18 protein-coding genes are annotated in these 17375 nt (G+C 68.7%); 4 read left to right on the top strand and 14 right to left on the bottom strand.

All coding sequences use genetic code 11. The features are described 5' to 3' along the window. Positions 1 to 6: 6 nt before the first annotated feature. The 4 genes from K7472_RS08090 to K7472_RS08075 form a co-directional block, all read right to left on the bottom strand. Complete coding sequence (locus K7472_RS08090; protein ID WP_222975566.1) at positions 7 to 972, bottom strand: recombinase RecT; 966 nt, start codon at positions 970 to 972, stop codon at positions 7 to 9. A 21-nt stretch (positions 973 to 993) separates the two neighbouring features. Beyond that, positions 994 to 1338, bottom strand: a complete 345-nt coding sequence (locus K7472_RS08085) for a hypothetical protein (RefSeq protein ID WP_308013806.1) — start codon at positions 1336 to 1338, stop codon at positions 994 to 996. Positions 1339 to 1440: 102 nt separating this feature from the next. Beyond that, on the bottom strand, positions 1441 to 1665 hold the full coding sequence (locus tag K7472_RS08080; RefSeq protein WP_222975564.1) for a hypothetical protein: 225 nt from the start codon (positions 1663 to 1665) through the stop codon (positions 1441 to 1443). Between the two features lie 97 nt (positions 1666 to 1762). Beyond that, positions 1763 to 2323 carry a hypothetical protein gene (locus tag K7472_RS08075; RefSeq protein ID WP_222975562.1) on the bottom strand — a complete coding sequence of 187 codons (561 nt, stop codon included), beginning with the start codon at positions 2321 to 2323 and terminating at the stop codon, positions 1763 to 1765. 347 nt (positions 2324 to 2670) lie between these two features. On the opposite strand from K7472_RS08075, the gene K7472_RS08070 reads away from it, so the two are divergent. After that, complete coding sequence (locus K7472_RS08070) at positions 2671 to 2931, top strand: DUF6087 family protein (protein ID WP_222975560.1); 261 nt, start codon at positions 2671 to 2673, stop codon at positions 2929 to 2931. Positions 2932 to 2942: 11 nt separating this feature from the next. Here K7472_RS08070 and K7472_RS08065 read toward each other — a convergent pair whose 3' ends face one another. Further along, positions 2943 to 3188 carry a hypothetical protein gene (locus tag K7472_RS08065; protein WP_222975558.1) on the bottom strand — a complete coding sequence of 82 codons (246 nt, stop codon included), beginning with the start codon at positions 3186 to 3188 and terminating at the stop codon, positions 2943 to 2945. 34 nt (positions 3189 to 3222) lie between these two features. After that, positions 3223 to 4476: a peptidoglycan-binding protein gene (locus K7472_RS08060; protein WP_308013805.1), complete on the bottom strand. Its 1254-nt coding sequence runs from the start codon at positions 4474 to 4476 to the stop codon at positions 3223 to 3225. 525 nt (positions 4477 to 5001) lie between these two features. Between K7472_RS08060 and K7472_RS08055 the strand changes: the two genes are divergently transcribed. Further along, positions 5002 to 5235, top strand: coding sequence for a DUF397 domain-containing protein (locus K7472_RS08055; RefSeq protein WP_222976098.1), 234 nt, complete (start codon positions 5002 to 5004; stop codon positions 5233 to 5235). A 181-nt stretch (positions 5236 to 5416) separates the two neighbouring features. Continuing rightward, complete coding sequence (locus K7472_RS08050; RefSeq protein WP_222975554.1) at positions 5417 to 6256, top strand: DUF5753 domain-containing protein; 840 nt, start codon at positions 5417 to 5419, stop codon at positions 6254 to 6256. Here K7472_RS08050 and K7472_RS08045 read toward each other — a convergent pair. From K7472_RS08045 to K7472_RS08035, 3 genes are all read right to left on the bottom strand, one after another. Continuing rightward, positions 6253 to 7071: an SAM-dependent methyltransferase gene (locus K7472_RS08045; protein WP_308013828.1), complete on the bottom strand. Its 819-nt coding sequence runs from the start codon at positions 7069 to 7071 to the stop codon at positions 6253 to 6255. The genes K7472_RS08050 and K7472_RS08045 overlap by 4 nt on opposite strands. 188 nt (positions 7072 to 7259) lie before the next feature. Then, positions 7260 to 7766, bottom strand: a complete 507-nt coding sequence (locus K7472_RS08040) for a hypothetical protein (protein ID WP_222975550.1) — start codon at positions 7764 to 7766, stop codon at positions 7260 to 7262. Positions 7767 to 7911: 145 nt separating this feature from the next. Then, the gene (locus tag K7472_RS08035; RefSeq protein ID WP_222975548.1) at positions 7912 to 8178 is read right to left on the bottom strand and encodes a hypothetical protein; all 267 of its coding nucleotides are present in this window, start codon (positions 8176 to 8178) and stop codon (positions 7912 to 7914) included. Positions 8179 to 8889: 711 nt separating this feature from the next. Here K7472_RS08035 and K7472_RS08030 point away from each other — a divergent pair. Beyond that, entirely contained in the window at positions 8890 to 9687 is a 798-nt protein-coding gene (locus K7472_RS08030; RefSeq protein WP_222975546.1) for a Scr1 family TA system antitoxin-like transcriptional regulator, read from the top strand. Between the two features lie 6 nt (positions 9688 to 9693). On the opposite strand, the gene K7472_RS08025 is transcribed toward K7472_RS08030, so the two are convergent. From K7472_RS08025 to K7472_RS08005, 5 genes are read right to left on the bottom strand one after another with little or no spacing between them, the layout of a single operon-like run. Then, positions 9694 to 10131: a hypothetical protein gene (locus K7472_RS08025; RefSeq protein WP_222975544.1), complete on the bottom strand. Its 438-nt coding sequence runs from the start codon at positions 10129 to 10131 to the stop codon at positions 9694 to 9696. Further along, complete coding sequence (locus K7472_RS08020; RefSeq protein WP_222975542.1) at positions 10132 to 11244, bottom strand: hypothetical protein; 1113 nt, start codon at positions 11242 to 11244, stop codon at positions 10132 to 10134. Positions 11245 to 11247: 3 nt separating this feature from the next. Further along, the gene (locus tag K7472_RS08015) at positions 11248 to 12180 is read right to left on the bottom strand and encodes a hypothetical protein (RefSeq protein ID WP_222975540.1); all 933 of its coding nucleotides are present in this window, start codon (positions 12178 to 12180) and stop codon (positions 11248 to 11250) included. 14 nt (positions 12181 to 12194) lie between these two features. Next, positions 12195 to 13106 (bottom strand): phage distal tail protein, encoded by a 912-nt coding sequence (locus tag K7472_RS08010; protein ID WP_222975539.1) that lies wholly within the window; start codon positions 13104 to 13106, stop codon positions 12195 to 12197. Further along, positions 13106 to 17365 (bottom strand): phage tail tape measure protein, encoded by a 4260-nt coding sequence (locus K7472_RS08005; protein ID WP_222975537.1) that lies wholly within the window; start codon positions 17363 to 17365, stop codon positions 13106 to 13108. Before K7472_RS08005 ends, K7472_RS08010 begins: the two co-directional genes overlap by 1 nt. Positions 17366 to 17375: the final 10 nt, after the last annotated feature.

Genomic DNA, 17375 nt, shown 5'->3' with positions numbered 1-17375 from the left:
CGCCGCTCAGGACTTGCTGGTGGGCGAACGGTCCGCAGCAGCCGCCTTCTTGCTGGCGGCACGCTTGCGGGGCCGCTTCGGCACCTCTTCTGCCGCAGCTGGCCGCGGCTCCTCGGACGAGGCCGCCTTCTTCCGCCGCCGAGGCGGTGCCGTCGCCTTCGCGGGTTGCTCACCCACGCCAGTCGGCTCCTCACCCTGCTGCTCATCTGCCTCAAGGCCAGCGGCGGCGCGCAGGCGTCGGGCGTGGTCCTCAGCGACACCGGCGACAGCCTCGGCGTCCGCCTGCGCCATCTCCTCGTCCACATACATGCCGGACAGATCGTGCGGCGCCGCCATCCTCAGCGACCCGGCCTCCGCGCACTTGCGCAGCATGTGCGATCCCATCTGCCGCCACATCGAAGCCAGGACGTATTCGTTGCGCTTCTTGTCCCAGTACACGGGGGCGAACTCCGCCCAGCGGGCGATGAAGGGAAACCGGCTCTGCCCGCGCAGAACGGTGACCTGGACCGCGGCCGGTGGGCCGGGCTGGACCCAGACCTTGTACTCCTTGCCCTCTGCGTCGAAATAGAGCGTGTCCTCATACGAGATGCTCTCGCCCGTTCGCGCGGCAGCGCGGTGGGCGGTCGCGCGGAACCCGTCGATACCGGTCTGGATCGTCCACGTCATCTCCGGCTCGTCCGGGTCGTTCTCGGCCTTCCAGTTCTTGCGACCGATCAGGTAGATCTGGCGCGCGAACGGGTCGAGCCCGGTCTTGACGCAGTAGTGGAAGTACATCGCCAGGTGCCCGCGCGGCGCCTTCGCCAGGCCGGGGCTGATCAGCGCGAGCGTGCTCAACTGCTTGTGGTCGAACTCCTCTTGGTCCGCCCGCAGCGCGATCACGCTGCCCGCGGCGGCCGGGACGGCCTTGTCCGCCGGTGCGTCATCGACCACAGCGGTCGGCGGTGTCGGCTCCGGTTCGGTCGGTTCGGTCATGGTGATCTCCAAGACGGTGGTTCAGTCGGTGCGCAGCGTGCGCACCTCGAAGACAGCGGCCCACGTCGGGTGCCGCTGGATGAGCAGCCGCACGTACCGGCTGCGGAAGTTGTTGTTGAGGCGGAAATCGTCTCCTTCGGTGGCGGCGGCGTAGCGCCAGCGCAGGACCTCGAAGAGCATTCCGATGCCGACGCGCCGGGCACCACGGTCGAGGTAGTCGGCCGTCAGGCTCTCCAGCGCCCGCAGCACCCACGGGTTGAGCCGGTGGAACTCCTCGAACTGCTGCTGGATCGACACGCCTTGCTCGTCGGGCTGCCGTACCAGCTGGACGAGCAGGCCCGGTATCTCCTCCTGGACAGCCGCCACAGCCAACCACCCCCGCTCACACTCCAAGATTGCAACCTATCTTGGAGTGTGAGCGGCAGATGATCAACCCGTCTCCACGGGGGTGATTTCGAGCCGCGTAGATCAGGCCACGGTGCCCGAATCCGCCTCGCGGTCCGCCGCTTCGGCCTCCTCGCGACGCTGGCGGTCCTCGTTCGCCGCGCTGACCGCGGTCATCATGCGCGCCGCCAGGTTGGAGTCGACGCCGGGCCCGGCCAGGTAGTGCATGAGCGCGCTCTCGGTCAGTACCAGCTCCTTGCCCTCCATGACGGCGACAACGTCGCCACTGGGGGTGTTCGTGATCCGCATTCCGCCTCCTGTTTGCGCGATGAAAGATGCCCACCCCCGAAGGGGTATACGTATATCTTAATCGCAAAAGGGCGCGGCGTCCAGGAATAAGCGCAGGTCAGAGCGCCTTTCGGGCGTAGCGGCCACGGGTCAGCACGGCAGAGCCGGGACCGTCGTACGTACCGTCGCGGAGCGCGGCGGCGACCTGTTCGTCCGCCTCCCAGGCCAGACTGCGCGCGCTCTTGCGCAGGTCGTCCACGGCGCCGAGCACCGTATCGAGCAGCCACAACCCCGACCCTGACAACACCCAGTCGCTCGCGGGAAAACGACCGGTGGCGATCGTGGTCGCCACGTTGCCCTGAGCCGGCAGGTGAAAGAGCGCGACGATCTCCTGCTGGCCGACGATCGCGGGCAGCTCGCCCGGAGATTCGGCGAGCCAGCCCTCGCCCTGCGCCTCCATGAGGCGCTGCTTCACCGCCGCGTTCAGCGCCTTGGGCCGCGGCGTCGTCTCGCCGAACCGGCACGCGAACCCGAGCGGCCAGTACCGTACGCCGGAGACGACCACGGCGGTGCCGGGATCGAGGACACCGCGGTTCAGCCACTGCTGCACCATCTGAGCCCTGACGTCGTACAGCGCGGCGAACTCCTGGTGTCCGACCAAGTACGGCCTGCGGACCATTCCCCGTCCTCCGGTACATCGCGTGCGGGTGCAGTGCGAACAGTAGCGGCGTGAGCGCCCGCGCCCGCCCGCAGTCTGCCGCTGGTACGATGAACGCGGTCTCCAAGACCTCAACAGCCCCCGCCTCGGCGGGGGCTGTTCTCGTCCGGCATCCCTCATATGATCGGTAGTCCGCTCACGCCGGACATGCGTTGGCGGAACCGCGCGTTGACCACGCCCGCACGCGGATCGCGGGCCTCACACCACGGCTCCACCCCGCTCTGGCAGGGTTGATCGGCGAAGTTCGAGGCTCGCGACTGCCCGGATACCGCCACTCTCCCGCAGGGGATTCTGAGACGATCGCGACCATGGGTAAGCACAATCGCCCCCGAGTCACGCCAGGCGTCGACCCCGCCGACCCGCTGGCGCCCTACCTGGCACGTCGGCAGCCGCCCGATGGCCGAGTCCGTATCCACGAACCCGTCGGCGGCGGTGCCCGCCACGTTCGTCCCGGCGAGCGCAGGTGGCTGAAGCGTTGGGACGGCTTCGCCTACGTTCCCGCCGGGATCGCGGACAACCTCAAGGCCGCGCAGGAGTGGGTGAGGGAGAACTCGCCCGACTCCGACTGACACGGCCCGCCTCATCTCCGGGTCAAGGACAGCAGCGTCAGCACCACCGCGGTCACGCTGGCGAGCACCGCGATCGTCGGAAGCGGCCAGCGTGCCCGCTCCAGCGCGCCAACTCGCTGTTCCAGTTCCTCGACCGCCTTGTCGGTCTGGTCGCTGCGCTGTACCAGGAGCGCGAGCTGCCCGTCGATGCGCGCCAGGCCGACTTCGAGAGCTTTACGCAGCTCGGCGAGCGCGAGGGCGATCTCTCCGTCAGGCACAGGGCTCCTCCTTCCGGAAGCGGAGCATGGCGGGTCAGTAGCGGGGGGTGGCCGGATCGCGCTTGGCCGGCAGCCAGGAGGCGGTGCCGCGCCGCCCAACGATCGTGCCGACAGCCGACTTCAGGGCAGACAGCCCTGCGGGCATCGCCGCCACTGCGGCTGCTTGCCAGGTCGACAGGGACACCAGGTGGGTGGTGCCCGAGGCGATCACCAGGCCGAGCAGGGCCTGGAGGTAGGTGGCAAGGGTGCGTTCGGCGACGTCAGCGAGGGCCTGCGGCATGGTGTCGGGCTTCTCCTGTACGGGTGAGTTCTCAACGGGCGAAGGGTCAGTGCCCTGTTGATGGGGGACGCGGAGCTTGGCCCAGCTCTGCGGTCCGGGGATGCCGTCGGCATCGGCTCCGTGGTAGCCGCATTTCATCTGCCAGGCGGCGTACGAACGGCGGTGTGCGTCGGACCACACGGGCCCCGGGCGCGTGTCGTAGGAGTCGCAGCCCTCCGCGACCAGCCGGACCGCCATCGCCTCGATCACCGGCGAGGACCGGCCGTCGTGGAAGAAGTCCTTGCCTGGGTACGGCGCAGATACGGGCTCCGGCGTCGGGGACGGCTTCGGCCCGGGTTCCGGGCGCGGCACCGGGGCGGGCTTCGGACTGGGTTTCGGCTTGGCAGGCGGCTTGGTGCCGTCCTTCAGATGCGTGGCCACACGGGCGCGGAAGGCGTCCATGTCGAAGTCGGGGTCCGGCTTGCCCGGCTGCCACTCCTTGTGGCCGATCACCGACCGCTCGCTCCAGCCGTGTGCCCGGCACACCGCAGCCGCCGCCTCGGCCATCGCGTTGAGCTGGGCGGTCGGCCAGTCCTGGCTGGTGCCGTTGTTGATGCACTCGAACCCGTAGAAGACCTTGTTGCCGTCGGTGTCAGCCACTTGGTCGTGCGGGATGTGCCGCTCCGCGGTGACCGCGGCCAGCACCCGCGCATCACCGAGGCCGGCGTGGTTGGTGCGCCCGTATCCGACCAGATGGACGGTGCCCGAGCGGTCGATAACGCCGTGACAGAGCGGGCCCGGCAGCTCGCTGTAGCCCGTGCGGCAGAGCTCCACCATGTCCGACTCGGAGGAGTACGGGCCCGTGTGATGGATCACGACGCCGTGCACGGGCCCCCACGGGCCGTGCGTATCGCGGTTGTGCGTACGCCAGTTGCCAACCTCGACCACGCCGAGCCCGGCGTGCTTCAACGCGCCAAGGAACTGGTCCGCACTGAGTGGTGTCGCCACAGAGGTGCGCTTTCTCCCCATGCCTTTCGGCAGACGGCCGCGCCGGACGTTCGCCGGCTGGTCCCTCGGGGGTAGAGCGCGAGGGCGGAGGGTCACCCGATGCTCATGGTACCGAGCCTGGTGATCACGCGCTGGTCATCTGCGTATCGACTCCGTTGATCCCAGACCGATGCCCCGAGAGCCTTTGGAGCTGACGGTTGCCCGCGAGCAGGGCGGGCGGCCGAGGTCGAGCAGGCCGGGGATTGTATTTTGACCTGCCGGGGCGCGAGGTTGTTCTCAGAAATCAGTCCTGGCTGTAGAACATCTCCGGTCATCCTTCGTCACGTCAAAGTCTTGAAATACGTTCATCATACTTAGGCTTTCAATCTCACCGAGAACACCCTTTCGAGGGACGGCGGTACCCGCCCTCGTCGGTCTAGCATTCCTTTCATTCTCGCCGGTCGGTGAAATTTTCACGGTGAGGTGAAAGTGGGGCGCCCTATCTGGGCGCCGGTACGTACGGCCAGACTGTTGGTGCTGGTCAGGCAGGGAAAGAGGGGATCGAGAATGCAGAGTGTCCACAACGGGGTGGCCGCGGGGTCTCTGGTCGGTGCGCGGTGGGTGAAGGCGTCTGCGAGTGACGGCAGGGATGACTGCGTCGAACTTGCGGACCTCGGTGAGAACGTGGCGATGCGCAATTCACGCGACCCCCTGGGCCCGGCTTTGATCTTCACACGATCCGAGCTGGCCGCGTTCGTAGCCGGGTCCAAGGACGGGGAGTTCGACTCCATGACTGTCTGAAAAAACTCGGCCACGGGTTGCGGACGTGACATCGGGCTGTCCATCCTCTGATTACATGGGCTGTAAAACGCCTCGCGTGCTCAGGGAGTTGGACTTGCCTCGTCATCTCAGCCCGTTGCCGAGCCCGGAAGGGAAGAGGCCGCGACGGTCCGCTCATCCTCTGGAGCGGGCCGTCGCTGACATGCTCCAGCAGTTCCGCGCCGGCACGCCGCAGGCCGAGGTCGTCGCCGCGGTTCCGGAGATCGGCTCCGTGCCGACGCTCAGTCGCTACGAGAACGCAGGCGTCGAGATGAAGCCCGAGAAGGTCGTGGCGCTGCTTCGCTCTTACGGTGCCCCGCAGAAGGATATCGACGAGGCCGTGGAGTGCCTGAGCCGGGCGAAGCAGTCGCCGGGGTGGACGCCGCCAGCCGACTCCTCCGAGGCGTTCAGGGCGCTGTTCGCGGTGGAGTCGCGCGCCAAGATGATCAGGGTCTACCAGGAGTCCAACGTTCCCGGCATGCTCCAGACCCGGGCCTACGCCAAGGCGCTCATGCGGGACTTCAGCCAGACGCCCCTCGGCGGTCAGCAGGGGAAGCGCCAGGAGGAGGTGGATGAGCGCCTGGAGTTCCGGATGCGGCGTCAGACTCTGCTTGACGGGGACAAAGCCCCGTTGTACGAGGCAGTGATCGCTGAGTCGGTTCTGCAGCTGCAACGCGGCGGCAGGCGTGTCCATCGCGAGCAGCTACGTCACCTGTACAACGTGGCGGAGAACAAGCCCAGGGTCCGTCTTCGTGTGTTGCGTTTTTCGGCCCCCAGCGCGGGGTCGGCCCTTCACAACGCGATGACCCTGATCAAGCCGTTCGACGAGGAGAAGGGCCGACTGGTCTACCTGGAGAACCGCAACCGTGGCGGCGAGCTGATCACCGATGAGGACGAGATCGAGGCCTACATGAAATCGCTGAACAACCTCTGGCTCGAAGCCTGCGACAAGGTGGAGACCATGAAGGTGCTCCAGCACTACATCGACCAGCTGAGCGATTAAGCCGACGACTCCGCAGCCGGTTTCACGAGTGCGACGCCCCCGTACTCGATCCACTCCTTGCTTCTCTGACGGGGGGCCAGGTCGCTGTCAGGATGCCAGAGGGACACCTCGACCGGCTTCTGCTCCTTGACCTCCAGCAGCTCAAGCCTCGCGAAGAAGCGGTTCACCTCGTCCAGGGAGCGGACTTCCCCCCAGTTGCCGCCGGTGACCGTGTCCATGAACTCGGTGATCTCGTTGCGGAGATCGGGGTCGTCGCTGGCGAGCTGGGAGACCACCATGTAGCTGCCCGCGGGCAGCCGGGCAGCAACCCGGCGGACCAGATCCCACGGGTCATCGTCGTTCCGGATGCAGTGCAGCACGGAAATGAAGAGCGCCGCCACCGGCTGATCATCCCGCAGCAGATGCTTCACCCGGGGGGACTCGAAGATCTTGTCCGTTTCCCGCATGTCCATCTCCAGGACGGCGGTTGTCGATGGGTCCTCGGCCAGACCCATCCTCCCGTGCGCGGCCACGACAGGGTCGTTGTCGATGTAGACGACCTCGCACGACGGGTCCACCGCCTGGGTGACCTCGTGGACGTTCGGGCTGGTGGGCAGCCCCGAGCCGTGGTCGAGGAACCGGCGTACCCCGCGTTCCTGCGCGAGATATCGGACAGCCCGGACGAGAAATGCCCTGTTAACCAGAGCAAGTTCGCGGGTACTCGGTGCCATTCTCAGCAGTTCCGCGCAGGCTTCTCGATCTACCTTGTAGTTGTCAGTCCCACCGAGCAGATAGTCGTACATTCTCGCGACGCTGGGTTTGCTGAAGTCAAGGATGAGAGGCTCCCCACGCTCCCGGCCGCACGTCTCCCCTGGGAGTACGGCGGCTCTTCGAAAGGTAGAGATCACATGCTAGGAGGAAGCTCTCCTCCAGGGCTACCCAAAGCCACCAACGGGCGAAACCCGCTTGGGAGCAGATCTGTCATCGACATGAGGCGATGTGCTCCGGCGCACACCAATTCACGTCAGATCGCATCGGCCACAGGCATATGCCGAACACTGGCGATGTTGGCCAGGGCCTGGCGACGCAACAGCTCGAACGCGTCCGGTGACATCCCCATGACCCGGCCACCCGCCGCCACCGAGCACCCGAGCCGGTGGCGCAGAAGCAGCGCGTCCGCTTCTCCCGCGCGTAGCCCGCGGTACAGCGTTCGAACACTGTCTGTTCGATACGGAGTGATGGCTTGCGTCAGCAGGGCCCACGCGAAGGCCGCAGGCGACGCGCTGCGCAGCGCGACAAGCCACTGGGCCGCCAGCCCCTCCAGGACGGCACGTGCCAGATGTTGCCCGGCCAGTGCGCTGCCGGTGGCGGCCGACGCGAACTGCGAGTAAAGCGGGAGGCGTTCACGACAGAAGGCCGAGTAGGCGGCCTCGGCGCAGCGACGACCGGGGTGTTGGCCGGTGAGCTCGCACAGCCAGTACTCGTGCTCATCTTCTGGGCTCGGCCGTGGCCGGATGGTCTGGTACTGCATCGTCGTCACCTCGCTCCCCGGTCGGCGTCAAAGCGACTCCCGGGCAGCGTGTTCGGGGCGGGCAGAGAGCAACCGTGCTGTTGCACAAGGGAGTTGCCTGCCGGCCACCGCGCCAACGGGTGCGGTGGCCGGCACGAGTCTCGGGTCAGCGGTAACGGCTGATCTTGCAGAACACCAGGCCACTGCTGTCAGAGCAGAGAGCGATCGAGACGGCGAGCAGGATGTGTGTGGCGAGTGACTCGGACCTGACCAGGGACACGGCGGTCACCCCGGCGGAGAGCACCCCACTGAGGCGAATCCGCAGCAGAAGAACACTCTTCACAGCGGTTTGCAGGGCGTATGAAATCGGAATGGTAACCTCGGGCACCGCCGGAAGGGCGCTCGCGAGCTTTCGGCGGACGTGCTGGATCATTCGCTTCTCCTCAGGTCGAGTGCTGGTCCGGCGCGGGTACAAGAGGCCTCGATGCTGACGCCAACCAAAATCGGGGCCTCTTTTCCGCGCCTTCCCCTGGACACTAGCCGCGATGAGATCCGACAGAACGAGCCTCTGGCGTGAAAGCGGAACAAGCCGCTCCGCAAATCGGGTCCGTTTTGACCGGCTCAATGTCGCACCTCTACCAGCGAGCCAAAGTAATCGTGCACAGGCGAAAGAACTCGATCACCTGTGGTCTGAAAATCTGCGCGTCATCCTGAAAGTGACTACGCGTCACCACTAAGAGTGTCACTCGTTAGGGCGGAATCCGGCTGGTGGGCTTGATGATTGAGCCGTGCGGCTGGTAAGAGCTGCCATTCGGCAACAGCTAGACACCTTGTACCCCCGGGGAACCCCTGCTACGCAGGGTCCGGGATCTTGTGGCTGTCGGCTCGTTGCGCCTGGCGTGGGGAGGGGGTGATCTGACGACTGGCGCGTGTGACCCGACCGGAACCGCACATCATGGCACGTTCGTAGCACCGCTGTGTCACCCAAGCACACCGCTTGGTAAGTCCGTTGTGCTCATCAAGACAGGAGAACCGTGCACTTCCGGGGGCCCCGACGCAAGTTCGCGCAAGGTCATTCCCACGAGAGGCCGAAGCGGCAACCGTACGGAGGACCAACCCCGACCCGTTACGGAGGTACGCCCCAATGTCCGGCTCCTTCAACCTCGCCCTTCAGGCTGCGGAGGCTCTGCGGATGCTCGGTCAGGACCTGCGGGAAGTGCAGAAGAACTCTGGAATGACGGGCCGGTCGCTGGCCTCCGCGGCCAGCTGGCACGAGTCCAAGGTCAGCCGCCTCGAGAACGGGCGTAGCTTGCCACAGCCCGCCGACATACGGGCCTGGATCTTGCTATGCGGGGCCGAAGACCGCGCCGACGAGCTGCTGGGAAAGGCTCGGGCGATCGAGCGTGACCAGGCCAGGCACCGCTGGGCCCGCCCCGGGGCGGGTAACGCTCGTTGGCAGAAGGCACGTTCACTGCGGCTGTACGCTCCATCGATCGTGCCGGAATGCCTGCGAACCGCCGCCTACCACAGGGCCGTTCTACCCTCGCTCTCATCCGCCGACGCATCGGTAGTCCCACAGGCTCTCCCCGACCACGCTGACATCCATGTGATTGTGGAGGAGGACTCGATCACCCGGAGGATCGGTGACGCCGCGGTGCTCGCCGGTCAGGTGGAGCACCTGCTGTCGCTCGCCGCGTCGCACCGTATCCGGCTGGGGGTGATCCCCAGGGAGACGGACCGGACCACACGGTGGCGGACCGAGCCGTTCACCATCATCGATGACGAGCAAGTCCATCTGGTACTGACCCCCGGCCCGGAGGTCGTCAGGAGCACCACGGGTATCGCGGCGTATGAGGCGCTGTTCAACGAGTACGCTGCGGTGGCTGAGTACTCGTGGGACGGCTACGGCCGCCCGGTGGCCGCCGCGCGCTTCCTTAGCTGATCCTCTTCACTCGTCATCCTCGTCTTCGGTCCGGCACGAGGCGCTGTCCAGGCTGATCCAGCTCGCCTTCACCGAGCCGCCGTTCTGCACAGCCAGCGTGACGCGCCCGGTCGTGTCGATCTCCAAGTACAGCTCACGGCGCGCGTCAGAGGCGACCGGTACGGTCCGGGGCACGGCGGGCCAGTAGTCCTCCGGCAGCAGGGCGATCACCGTGCCGTCGGCGGCGCGGCCTTCGGGAAGTCCGATCCGTCCGCTGAACTCCAGCATGGCCCACGGGTTCTCCCGCACCTGGGGAGCTCGTTTGGGATCGGGGATGGACGTGCTGCCGGTCAGTGGTACGTCGCGCCACGGTGGCCTGGGGGCGCGCTGGGCGCGTTCCAGGTTGCTGACTCTGCGTTCGAGGCGAGCGAGGCGGTTTGTGACGGTGGTGATGGTGTCCGGCATCTACTCGTCTTCCTCCGGTTCCGGGTCGTCGGCGCTGTCGGCGGGCTTGTTCGGGCGTTCCAGCTTCAGCGTCATGCGCTCTGCGGTCTGGTCCTGCCCGGGTTTCAGGGTCCAGCCGGTGATCCGCAGCCATCCGTCGAACTCGGTGTGCGGCTCGTGCAGTTGGATGCGCACTTCGTCGCCGACGCGCAGCGAGCCGAACGGGGCCGCCGGGTGGTCGGCGATCTCCAGCTCGGTGAGGGTGGCCATGACCTGTCGGGCCTGCCGCTCGCGCCGGGTGCGCTGGCGCAGTGTGTTCTCGTCCTTCTCGCTGGTCTCCAGCCGGCTTTCCAGGCGCAGGCGGCCGTTGCGCTGGCCGTCGATGGCGATCTTGCGGTTGCGGCCGTCGCCCGCGCCGAGGCCGACGACCCACTGGGCGTACTCGTCCGCGTTCTGCACCACCTCGGGCTCGCCCCGGACGTTGGCACCGGTGGTGAATGTCAGGTCCTCGCGGCGTCGGCCGAGTTTCGGGGCGCCGAGGAGAATCCGGCGCTCAGCGCGGCTGTGGCGCCAGGCGACGGCTTCGCTCCACTCCAGGGCGTTGTCCTGGTGGGCCATGTCGTCGACGATCTCGCCGAGGTTGCGGGCCTCCCACCGGTTGATGGCGTACGGGGCTTTCGCGGTGCCGACCTTGGCCTTGGAGCGGGTGTCGTCCACGGTGACGTTCAGGTCGCCGTCCGGCTGGTCTTGGGCGTAGGCCCACACGTCCCGGATGACCTGGCAGGGGTCGGCACCGATGTAGGGGCCGCGGCCTGCGAGGTTGCCGTGCAGGTCGAAGCGGCGGTGTAGGTAGCTGGTGAATCCCGACGCCTCGATGGGCAGTTTCGCGCCCTGCGGCTCACCGCGCCACAGGATGCCGCCCCACAGCAGTTCGGAGTTCCGCTCGGCGAACACGAGGGTGTCGCCGGCGTCGAGCATGGTGTCCAGGGGCCAGCCGAACGTCGGATTCAAGGTGGCGTTGAGCGAGCCGGGGCCGCACAGTTCAGGGCCGAACTCGACGTCGGACAGGGGCATGTCCCAGTGCAGGATCTCGCCCGTCAGGGCGTGCGCGGCGATGTAGCGGTAGTCGGGCATCGCTCACACCGGGCTTTCGGAGAACTGGACATCGAAGGTGATCGTCGTGCCGGTAGCCGTCGCCAGGTGCCCGGGACCGTAGGCGGTGTTCTGGTTGGTCTGCACGCCGAGGTGCTGCCGGGTGCCGCGGTAGTGGGCGGGCACGTCGAAGGCGTCGGCGAGCACGGTGACGGTGCGGCGGGCGGTCTTGCCCTGGTCGTCATCGATGACGGCCGGCCCGCCGTGGAGTTCGCCCAGGGTGGTGCGTAGCTCGGCGTAGACGCCGCCGCCGTCGAGGCGCAGGCCCCCCATGGTGATCAGGACGGCGGCCTTCGTCGCCCAGGCCGGTATGCCGATGTCCCATGAGGCGTCCTTGGGCCAGGTGGTCCAGCGGCCGTGATCGCCGGGCGGCAGCTCGGCGGCGGCCGGGCGGATGGTCCGGACGGTGCGCTGGGTGCGCGGATTCGCCAGCTGCCTCAGGTCGGTGATCATGCCGCTGGTGATCGCCGCGGTGTTGCGGGGCTGGGTGATGCGGGCCAGGGGTATCCCGGTCACTCCGGGCGGCACGCTGACGGTGTCGGCGGCGACGCCCTGGAGGAGGTGGAAGTAGCCGACGTCGTCGCGCCGCGGGTCGCGCGAGCCCTCGTAGTCGGGGTCCTCGACCCGGAGGATCAGCAGGTCGGTGCGGGCCGTGGGGCCGGTCCCGGGAACGTCGACCCGGGCGTCGCCGACGTTGCTCTGCGTGTAGGCGCCCTGCCAGGGCCGGGCGCCGTGGATGACGGCCGATCCGTCGCCGACGCGGACCCCCGGCCCGGGGGTGTCCAGCGGGCTGACCTTGAGGTCGCCTGGTGCGGCGATGCCCTGGCCGCCGCGGGCCAGGTCGCTGATCATCAGCCGCACGGCGCGGGCTGCGGGCGCCGCGCCGGTCACCATCAGCGGGGGTTGGACGAGGGTCATGCTGGTGCTCCAGTTCACAAGGCGGTGTACGCCGACCGCCAGGACAGATCGAGTCGGCAGGTGCCGGTGGCGTCTTCCGCGGTCCACGCGATCTCGGACCTGCCGGGCGGAACGCTGAAGTGGTCGAGACGGGAATCGGGCGTGAGGCTGTTGGCCTCGTTCGTCGTCCCGTTGCGCAGGACCCACCGGGTTCCGGGCCGGGTCTCGATCTCGACCCACTCCCCAGCCCGCAGCTGGACGTCCAGTTCGAGAGCTCGGCCCGTGACCGTGTTCCACAGCCGGGGCCGGGCTACGGGTCCGGTGATGCGCACGCGGGGCCAGGCGTGAGCGTCACCGGCGTTGGTGATCCAGCCGGGCCTCCCGCCGGCGTCGGCGAACGCCCCGCGACCACGCGCCGGGGCGCTCTCCGCGTGGTTGCGGGGCCGGGCGGCCTGGTCGAGGGCGAGGGACAGGTGCGACGCGATGTCGGCGTGCCAGTACGGGTCGAGGGCGTCGAACTCGATGTCCAGCGGGATCCACCCGTTGACCGCGTTGGCGGTGCTGGTGGCCTCCATCCGACGCAGCCGCCCGTACAGGCGGCGGGTGTCGTGGCCGGGCCAGCGTCCGCGCAGGACGGCCATGCCGTTGGGCTCGGTGCGGATGGACGGGTTGTCGACGGCGCGCTCCAGGCGCGCAAGCAGGTCGGCCGCCGCGGTCGGATCGCCGGGGGTCTTGATGCCGGCTTCGATGCGTACGGTGCGCGGGCCGAAGAGGTCCTGGCCCGGGTAGGTGCCGTCGCCGACTGGGTTGTCCTCGTCCTGGGCGCGAATGCTGGGCGAGCCGAGCCCTTCGATGTCGCCGACGGGGGCGGAGGTGTCCTTGCCGAGGACGACGCCGCCGATCTCGAACTGCCAGGGAGCCAGCTCGATGGGGGTGGGTGTGGTCATCAAATCCTCCCGCCGCGTTGGGCGTTGCGAAGGTTGCGCATCATCTCGGCACCGATCTGGTTAGGAGTTGCGGAGCTGTCGGAGACGGTGACCGGCATGGTGCCGATCAGCGGCTGCTGCTCCCGTACGACGACGACTTGGACCCGGCCGCCGGAACGGGCGTCGACCACGCGGGTGCGGGCCGGGTTGGTGCCGGAGGCGACGTCGAAGCGGCGGACCACGTCGGCCATGGCCGCCACGCTCTGCGAGCGCAGGAAGGCCCCGGCCATCACCGAGCTGGCCTGTCGCCCGCCGCGGGCTCCGGCGCCGGTCCGGCCGCCGTCCGCGAACCACTGCACCTTGCCGCCGAAGCGGCCGACGACGTCTTCGACAACGGCCTTGCTACGCACGCGCTTTGACGCGGCGAGCGGGATGTACGCCTCGCCCCCGGTCTCCGGCTCGGCGAAGATCCGCCACGATCCCGCCGGGGCGATCTGTGCGACGTGTTGCTCTCGGTGTGGTGTCGTGCCGCCGTTGGCGTAGTAGGTGACGATGCCGCCGTTCGCCTTCGGCAGTCCTTTGTAGTTGGGGTTCTGGATGGCGTCCGGGATGCCGTTGGCGTCCTGGTCCCACGAGGTGGGCTTGCGGGCGAAGGTGGTGAAGATCGAGATCGTCTTGCCCTGGAGCGAGTTGATACGCCCCTGGATGGCGCTGACCGCCTTCGACGGCCCGCCGGTGGGGATGGTGATGGTGACGTTCTTGGAGCCGGGTACTCGGGTGACCTGGAAGCCCAGCGCCTGGAGGTCCTTGATCGCGGCGGCAGTCGGCGCCGAGACGGTGACCCTCTTGGCTCCTGGCGTCGCGCGGATCTGCGCCTGGACGGCCTGGAGGCTCGCGATCGCGGCGGCTGTGGGTGCCGAGACCGCAACGTGCTTGGAACCGGGCGTCTGCCCCATCTTGGTGATCAGCGCGTCGAGACCCTTGCGCGCCCGGTCAGTTGGCGCGGTGATGGTGATCTGCCGGGTGCCGGGCACCGTCTTGACCGTGAAGCCGAGCTGCCGCAGCTTCTGCTGCGCGCCGTCCGAAAGGCTATCGACCTTGATGGTCTTGCCGTTCGGCACCCGGGCGATCTGTGCCTGGACCGCGAGCAGGTCGGCCAGGGTGCTGTCCATGCCCTTGGTCTGGAGCAGGAGCGAGACCTTGTCCGGCAGCAGGCCGAGGCTGTCAGCAACCTTCTCCGCCTGCTCGCGGGTCAGGCCGTAGCCTTGGGCGGCCTTGATCGCCGCGTCCCGGGCCTGGCTCATCTGGTCCCGAGCCTTGGCCAGCGCGGCCGGCAGCGTCTCCCCATTCTGCTGCGCCAGGGAGTAGGTGGCCACCGAGGCGTCCGCCGCGGCGTCGGACAGCGCGGTGAGCTGGGTGTACAGCTGCTGCCCGTTCCGCGTCGTGGTGTTGAGGGTGTCGTCGGAGTTGACCAGCTGAGGGGCGCCGTAGCCCTGGGAGCGGTCGACGTTGGTGTCGCTGTCCTTCAGGTCCAGCACCGCGGAGTTGACCTTCGCGCGGGCGGCCTGGAGGGAGATCTGGCCGCCGGACAGCAGGTCGAGGGCGTCCTTGAGGGAGCGCGTGCGCTGGTCGGCGTCCGCCGTCTCGTCCGCGAGTCCGCCGACCGCGGCCTTGAGCTTGTCGTAGGCGGACGTGCCGTCCCCGGCACCGCGTTCGGCGTCGGCCAGGTCGCGGGCGTTCTTCATCGACTGGGCCATCTCGCCCTTGACGGAGCCGAGGGCGTCGGCCGCCACCGCGGCCTTCAGGCCGGTGTCGTTGTACGCCTTCGCCGCCCCGCCCTGGGTGGCGATGAACGTGGTGTTCGCCTCCGCGGTCGCGTTCAGCTGCTTCTGCAGCGCGTCCAGCGACGTGCCCTGGCCGAGGTAGGCGTCGGTGAGCCGCGCCATCGGCACACCGGCCTTCTCCATGACGTCGACGAGCTTGTCCTTGCCGTCGCGCACCTTGGTGTCCATCAGGGTCTGCGCGGCCTGCGCGCGGACGTTGGCGTCGATCACCCCTCCGGATTCCTTCAGCGCGGAGGTGAGCGTGGAGATCCGCTGCTGGTGTTCGGCCGCCGCCTCAGCCGCCTTCTGCTGGTGCTCGGCGAGCAGGCCGAGCCCGACCGTCACCCCGGCCAGAGCGACACCCCACGGGCCGCCCATCGCACCGGACAGCCCGCTCATCGCCGACTTCAGCCCCGAACCGGCCGCGCGCGTCACCCCGCCGAGCGTGCCCACGAACGTGCGGCCCGCGCCGTCCGCGCTGCGGAACGCGCTGGTCATGTTGCCCAGGAACCCGACCCGGGCCTGGATCGCGGCCCACGCCGCGCCGTAGCGGGTGAGCGAGACGCCGGAGGACTCCGCCAGCGACCGCTGGAGCTGCATCTCCTCGTTGAAGCCCCGCACCGCGCCGAGCACTGGGCCCGAGACCGTGGAGGCGAAGCCGCTGAGTGCCGGCTGGGCGCGGCGGAACAGCAGCAGCGCGAGAACCGACGACTGGATGGGGGCGGGCAACTCGGAGAAGTCGCTCACCAGCGCCCCGACGACGTGGCCGACCGGCACCAGGACGGCGGACAGCCCGGCCACCGCGTGCAGAGCGCCGTTGACCGCCAGGACCACGATGTCCAGCTCGCTCGCGGCACCGCCCGACTCCTTGCCGACCCCCGCCAGCGAGGAGGCGACCGGCGCCAGGGCCGCCTCCAGGTTGTGCCCCACGGTGCCGAGCGCGCGGGCGGCGTTGATCAGCAGGTTCAATCCCGCGGCCAGGGTGTTCTCGCCGATCGCCTTGAGCGGGCCGAGTAGCTGACGGGCATCGTTGATCAACTCGCCCATCCCCGAGCCCGCCTTGGCCTTCAGCTCCGGCCCGTACAGCTGCGCCAGCTCCCGGCCGTACTGCAACGCGCTCGTCAGATACGGCGTCGCGCCGGACATCCCGCGCGTCAGCAGCCGCGCGACGTACTCCAGGCCGGGTGCCATGCCGTTGTAGAGCGCGAGCCCGGTCTGCTGGGCCTGGGTGCGCAGCTGGGTCATCGCGCCGTTGAGGCCCTGGCCGCGCGCGGCGGTCAGCGTGGCGGCGGTGCCGGTCTGGTCGACCGCCATCGACAGCGCGTCGAAGGACTGGACCCCCTGATGGGCCAGCGCGACCACGCCGCTCAACGCCGGGCGGCCGAACGCCTTGGTGACCGCTGCCGTGAAGTCGCCTTCCGACATGGTGCGCTGGGCCTTCGACAAGCCGTCGATGACGTTGCGCAGCCCCAGGAACCGGCCCTGCGCGTCGTAGGCGTCGATGCCCAGTTCCTTCAGCGCCTGCCCGGACTGCGGGGTCGGGGCCGCCAGCGCGGCGAACATGCCGCGCAGTGACGTTCCTGCCGTGGATCCGAGGATGCCGGACTTGCCGAGCATCGCGATCCCCGCGGCGGTGTCTTGCAGCGAAACGCCGAGGCCGTGCGCGACGGGGCCGGCGTACCGCATCGCGTAGTAGATGTCGGTGATGTTCCCCGACGCCTTGGTGGAGGTGGCGGCGAGCGTGTCGGCGGCCTTCGACGCCTGGTCGGCGCCGAGGCCGAACTGGTCCATGGTGTCGCCGAGGATCTTCGCGCTCGTCGCCGCGTTCACGTTCGTCGCGGCCGATAGCTGGACCGAGGCGCGGACGGCGGCCAGCGACTGGTCGGCGGTGAACCCCGCCCGGCTCAGGTCGACCAGAGCCTCCGCGCTGTCGGCCGCGGTCACCCCGGGCAGCTTCAAGTCGTTGCCGAGCTGCTGGGAGACAGAAGAGGCGGTCTTCATCTGCTCGGCGGTGGCCCCCGTCGCCGCGCGGAAGGTATTCATCTCCTGCTGGTAGCGGTTGCCCTCCTTGACCATCTCCTCGCCGCCGAGGAACAACGCGCCGCCGGCCAGCAGACCGGTCATCGAGGACCCGTATCGGCCGGCCCCGGCGAGCGTCCGCTGGAGACGGGAGACCGACCGCTCCCCGTCCTCGCCCGCGGCACGCAGCCCGCCGCGTACCAGGCCCGCGCTGGCGGAGATCCGGTTCAGCCCGGTGACCGCGGCGCGGGCGCTGCGGTCGATCGCGGCGAACTGGGCTGCTGTGCGGGCACTGTTGGCGTCGAGCTGCGCCAGGGAGCGATTCGCCTGCTCGGTGCGGTCGGCGAAGGTCCGCATCTGTGCCGCGGCGTCGCGCGTGCCCGCGATCAGGTTGGTGACCTGGGCGCGCATCGCCACGGTCAGGGTGAACCCGGCCACCGCACAGGCC

Source organism: Streptantibioticus parmotrematis (genome assembly GCF_019890615.1).
Classification (GTDB): Bacteria; Actinomycetota; Actinomycetes; order Streptomycetales; family Streptomycetaceae; genus Streptantibioticus_D; species Streptantibioticus_D parmotrematis.
The sequence above is the reverse complement of the archived record's forward strand: the minus strand, read 5'-3'. Positions and strand labels throughout refer to the sequence as shown.

Bases quoted from the DNA above. Each gene is read 5' to 3' on its own strand.
- K7472_RS08090 (WP_222975566.1), bottom strand. From the start codon at position 972: ATGACCGAACCGACCGAACCGGAGCCGACACCGCCGACCGCTGTGGTC.
- K7472_RS08080 (WP_222975564.1), bottom strand. From the start codon at position 1,665: ATGCGGATCACGAACACCCCCAGTGGCGACGTTGTCGCCGTCATGGAG.
- K7472_RS08075 (WP_222975562.1), bottom strand. From the start codon at position 2,323: ATGGTCCGCAGGCCGTACTTGGTCGGACACCAGGAGTTCGCCGCGCTG.
- K7472_RS08070 (WP_222975560.1), top strand. From the start codon at position 2,671: ATGGGTAAGCACAATCGCCCCCGAGTCACGCCAGGCGTCGACCCCGCC.
- K7472_RS08060 (WP_308013805.1), bottom strand. From the start codon at position 4,476: ATGGGGAGAAAGCGCACCTCTGTGGCGACACCACTCAGTGCGGACCAG.
- K7472_RS08055 (WP_222976098.1), top strand. From the start codon at position 5,002: ATGCAGAGTGTCCACAACGGGGTGGCCGCGGGGTCTCTGGTCGGTGCG.
- K7472_RS08050 (WP_222975554.1), top strand. From the start codon at position 5,417: ATGCTCCAGCAGTTCCGCGCCGGCACGCCGCAGGCCGAGGTCGTCGCC.
- K7472_RS08040 (WP_222975550.1), bottom strand. From the start codon at position 7,766: ATGCAGTACCAGACCATCCGGCCACGGCCGAGCCCAGAAGATGAGCAC.
- K7472_RS08035 (WP_222975548.1), bottom strand. From the start codon at position 8,178: ATGATCCAGCACGTCCGCCGAAAGCTCGCGAGCGCCCTTCCGGCGGTG.
- K7472_RS08030 (WP_222975546.1), top strand. From the start codon at position 8,890: ATGTCCGGCTCCTTCAACCTCGCCCTTCAGGCTGCGGAGGCTCTGCGG.
- K7472_RS08025 (WP_222975544.1), bottom strand. From the start codon at position 10,131: ATGCCGGACACCATCACCACCGTCACAAACCGCCTCGCTCGCCTCGAA.
- K7472_RS08020 (WP_222975542.1), bottom strand. From the start codon at position 11,244: ATGCCCGACTACCGCTACATCGCCGCGCACGCCCTGACGGGCGAGATC.
- K7472_RS08015 (WP_222975540.1), bottom strand. From the start codon at position 12,180: ATGACCCTCGTCCAACCCCCGCTGATGGTGACCGGCGCGGCGCCCGCA.
- K7472_RS08010 (WP_222975539.1), bottom strand. From the start codon at position 13,106: ATGACCACACCCACCCCCATCGAGCTGGCTCCCTGGCAGTTCGAGATC.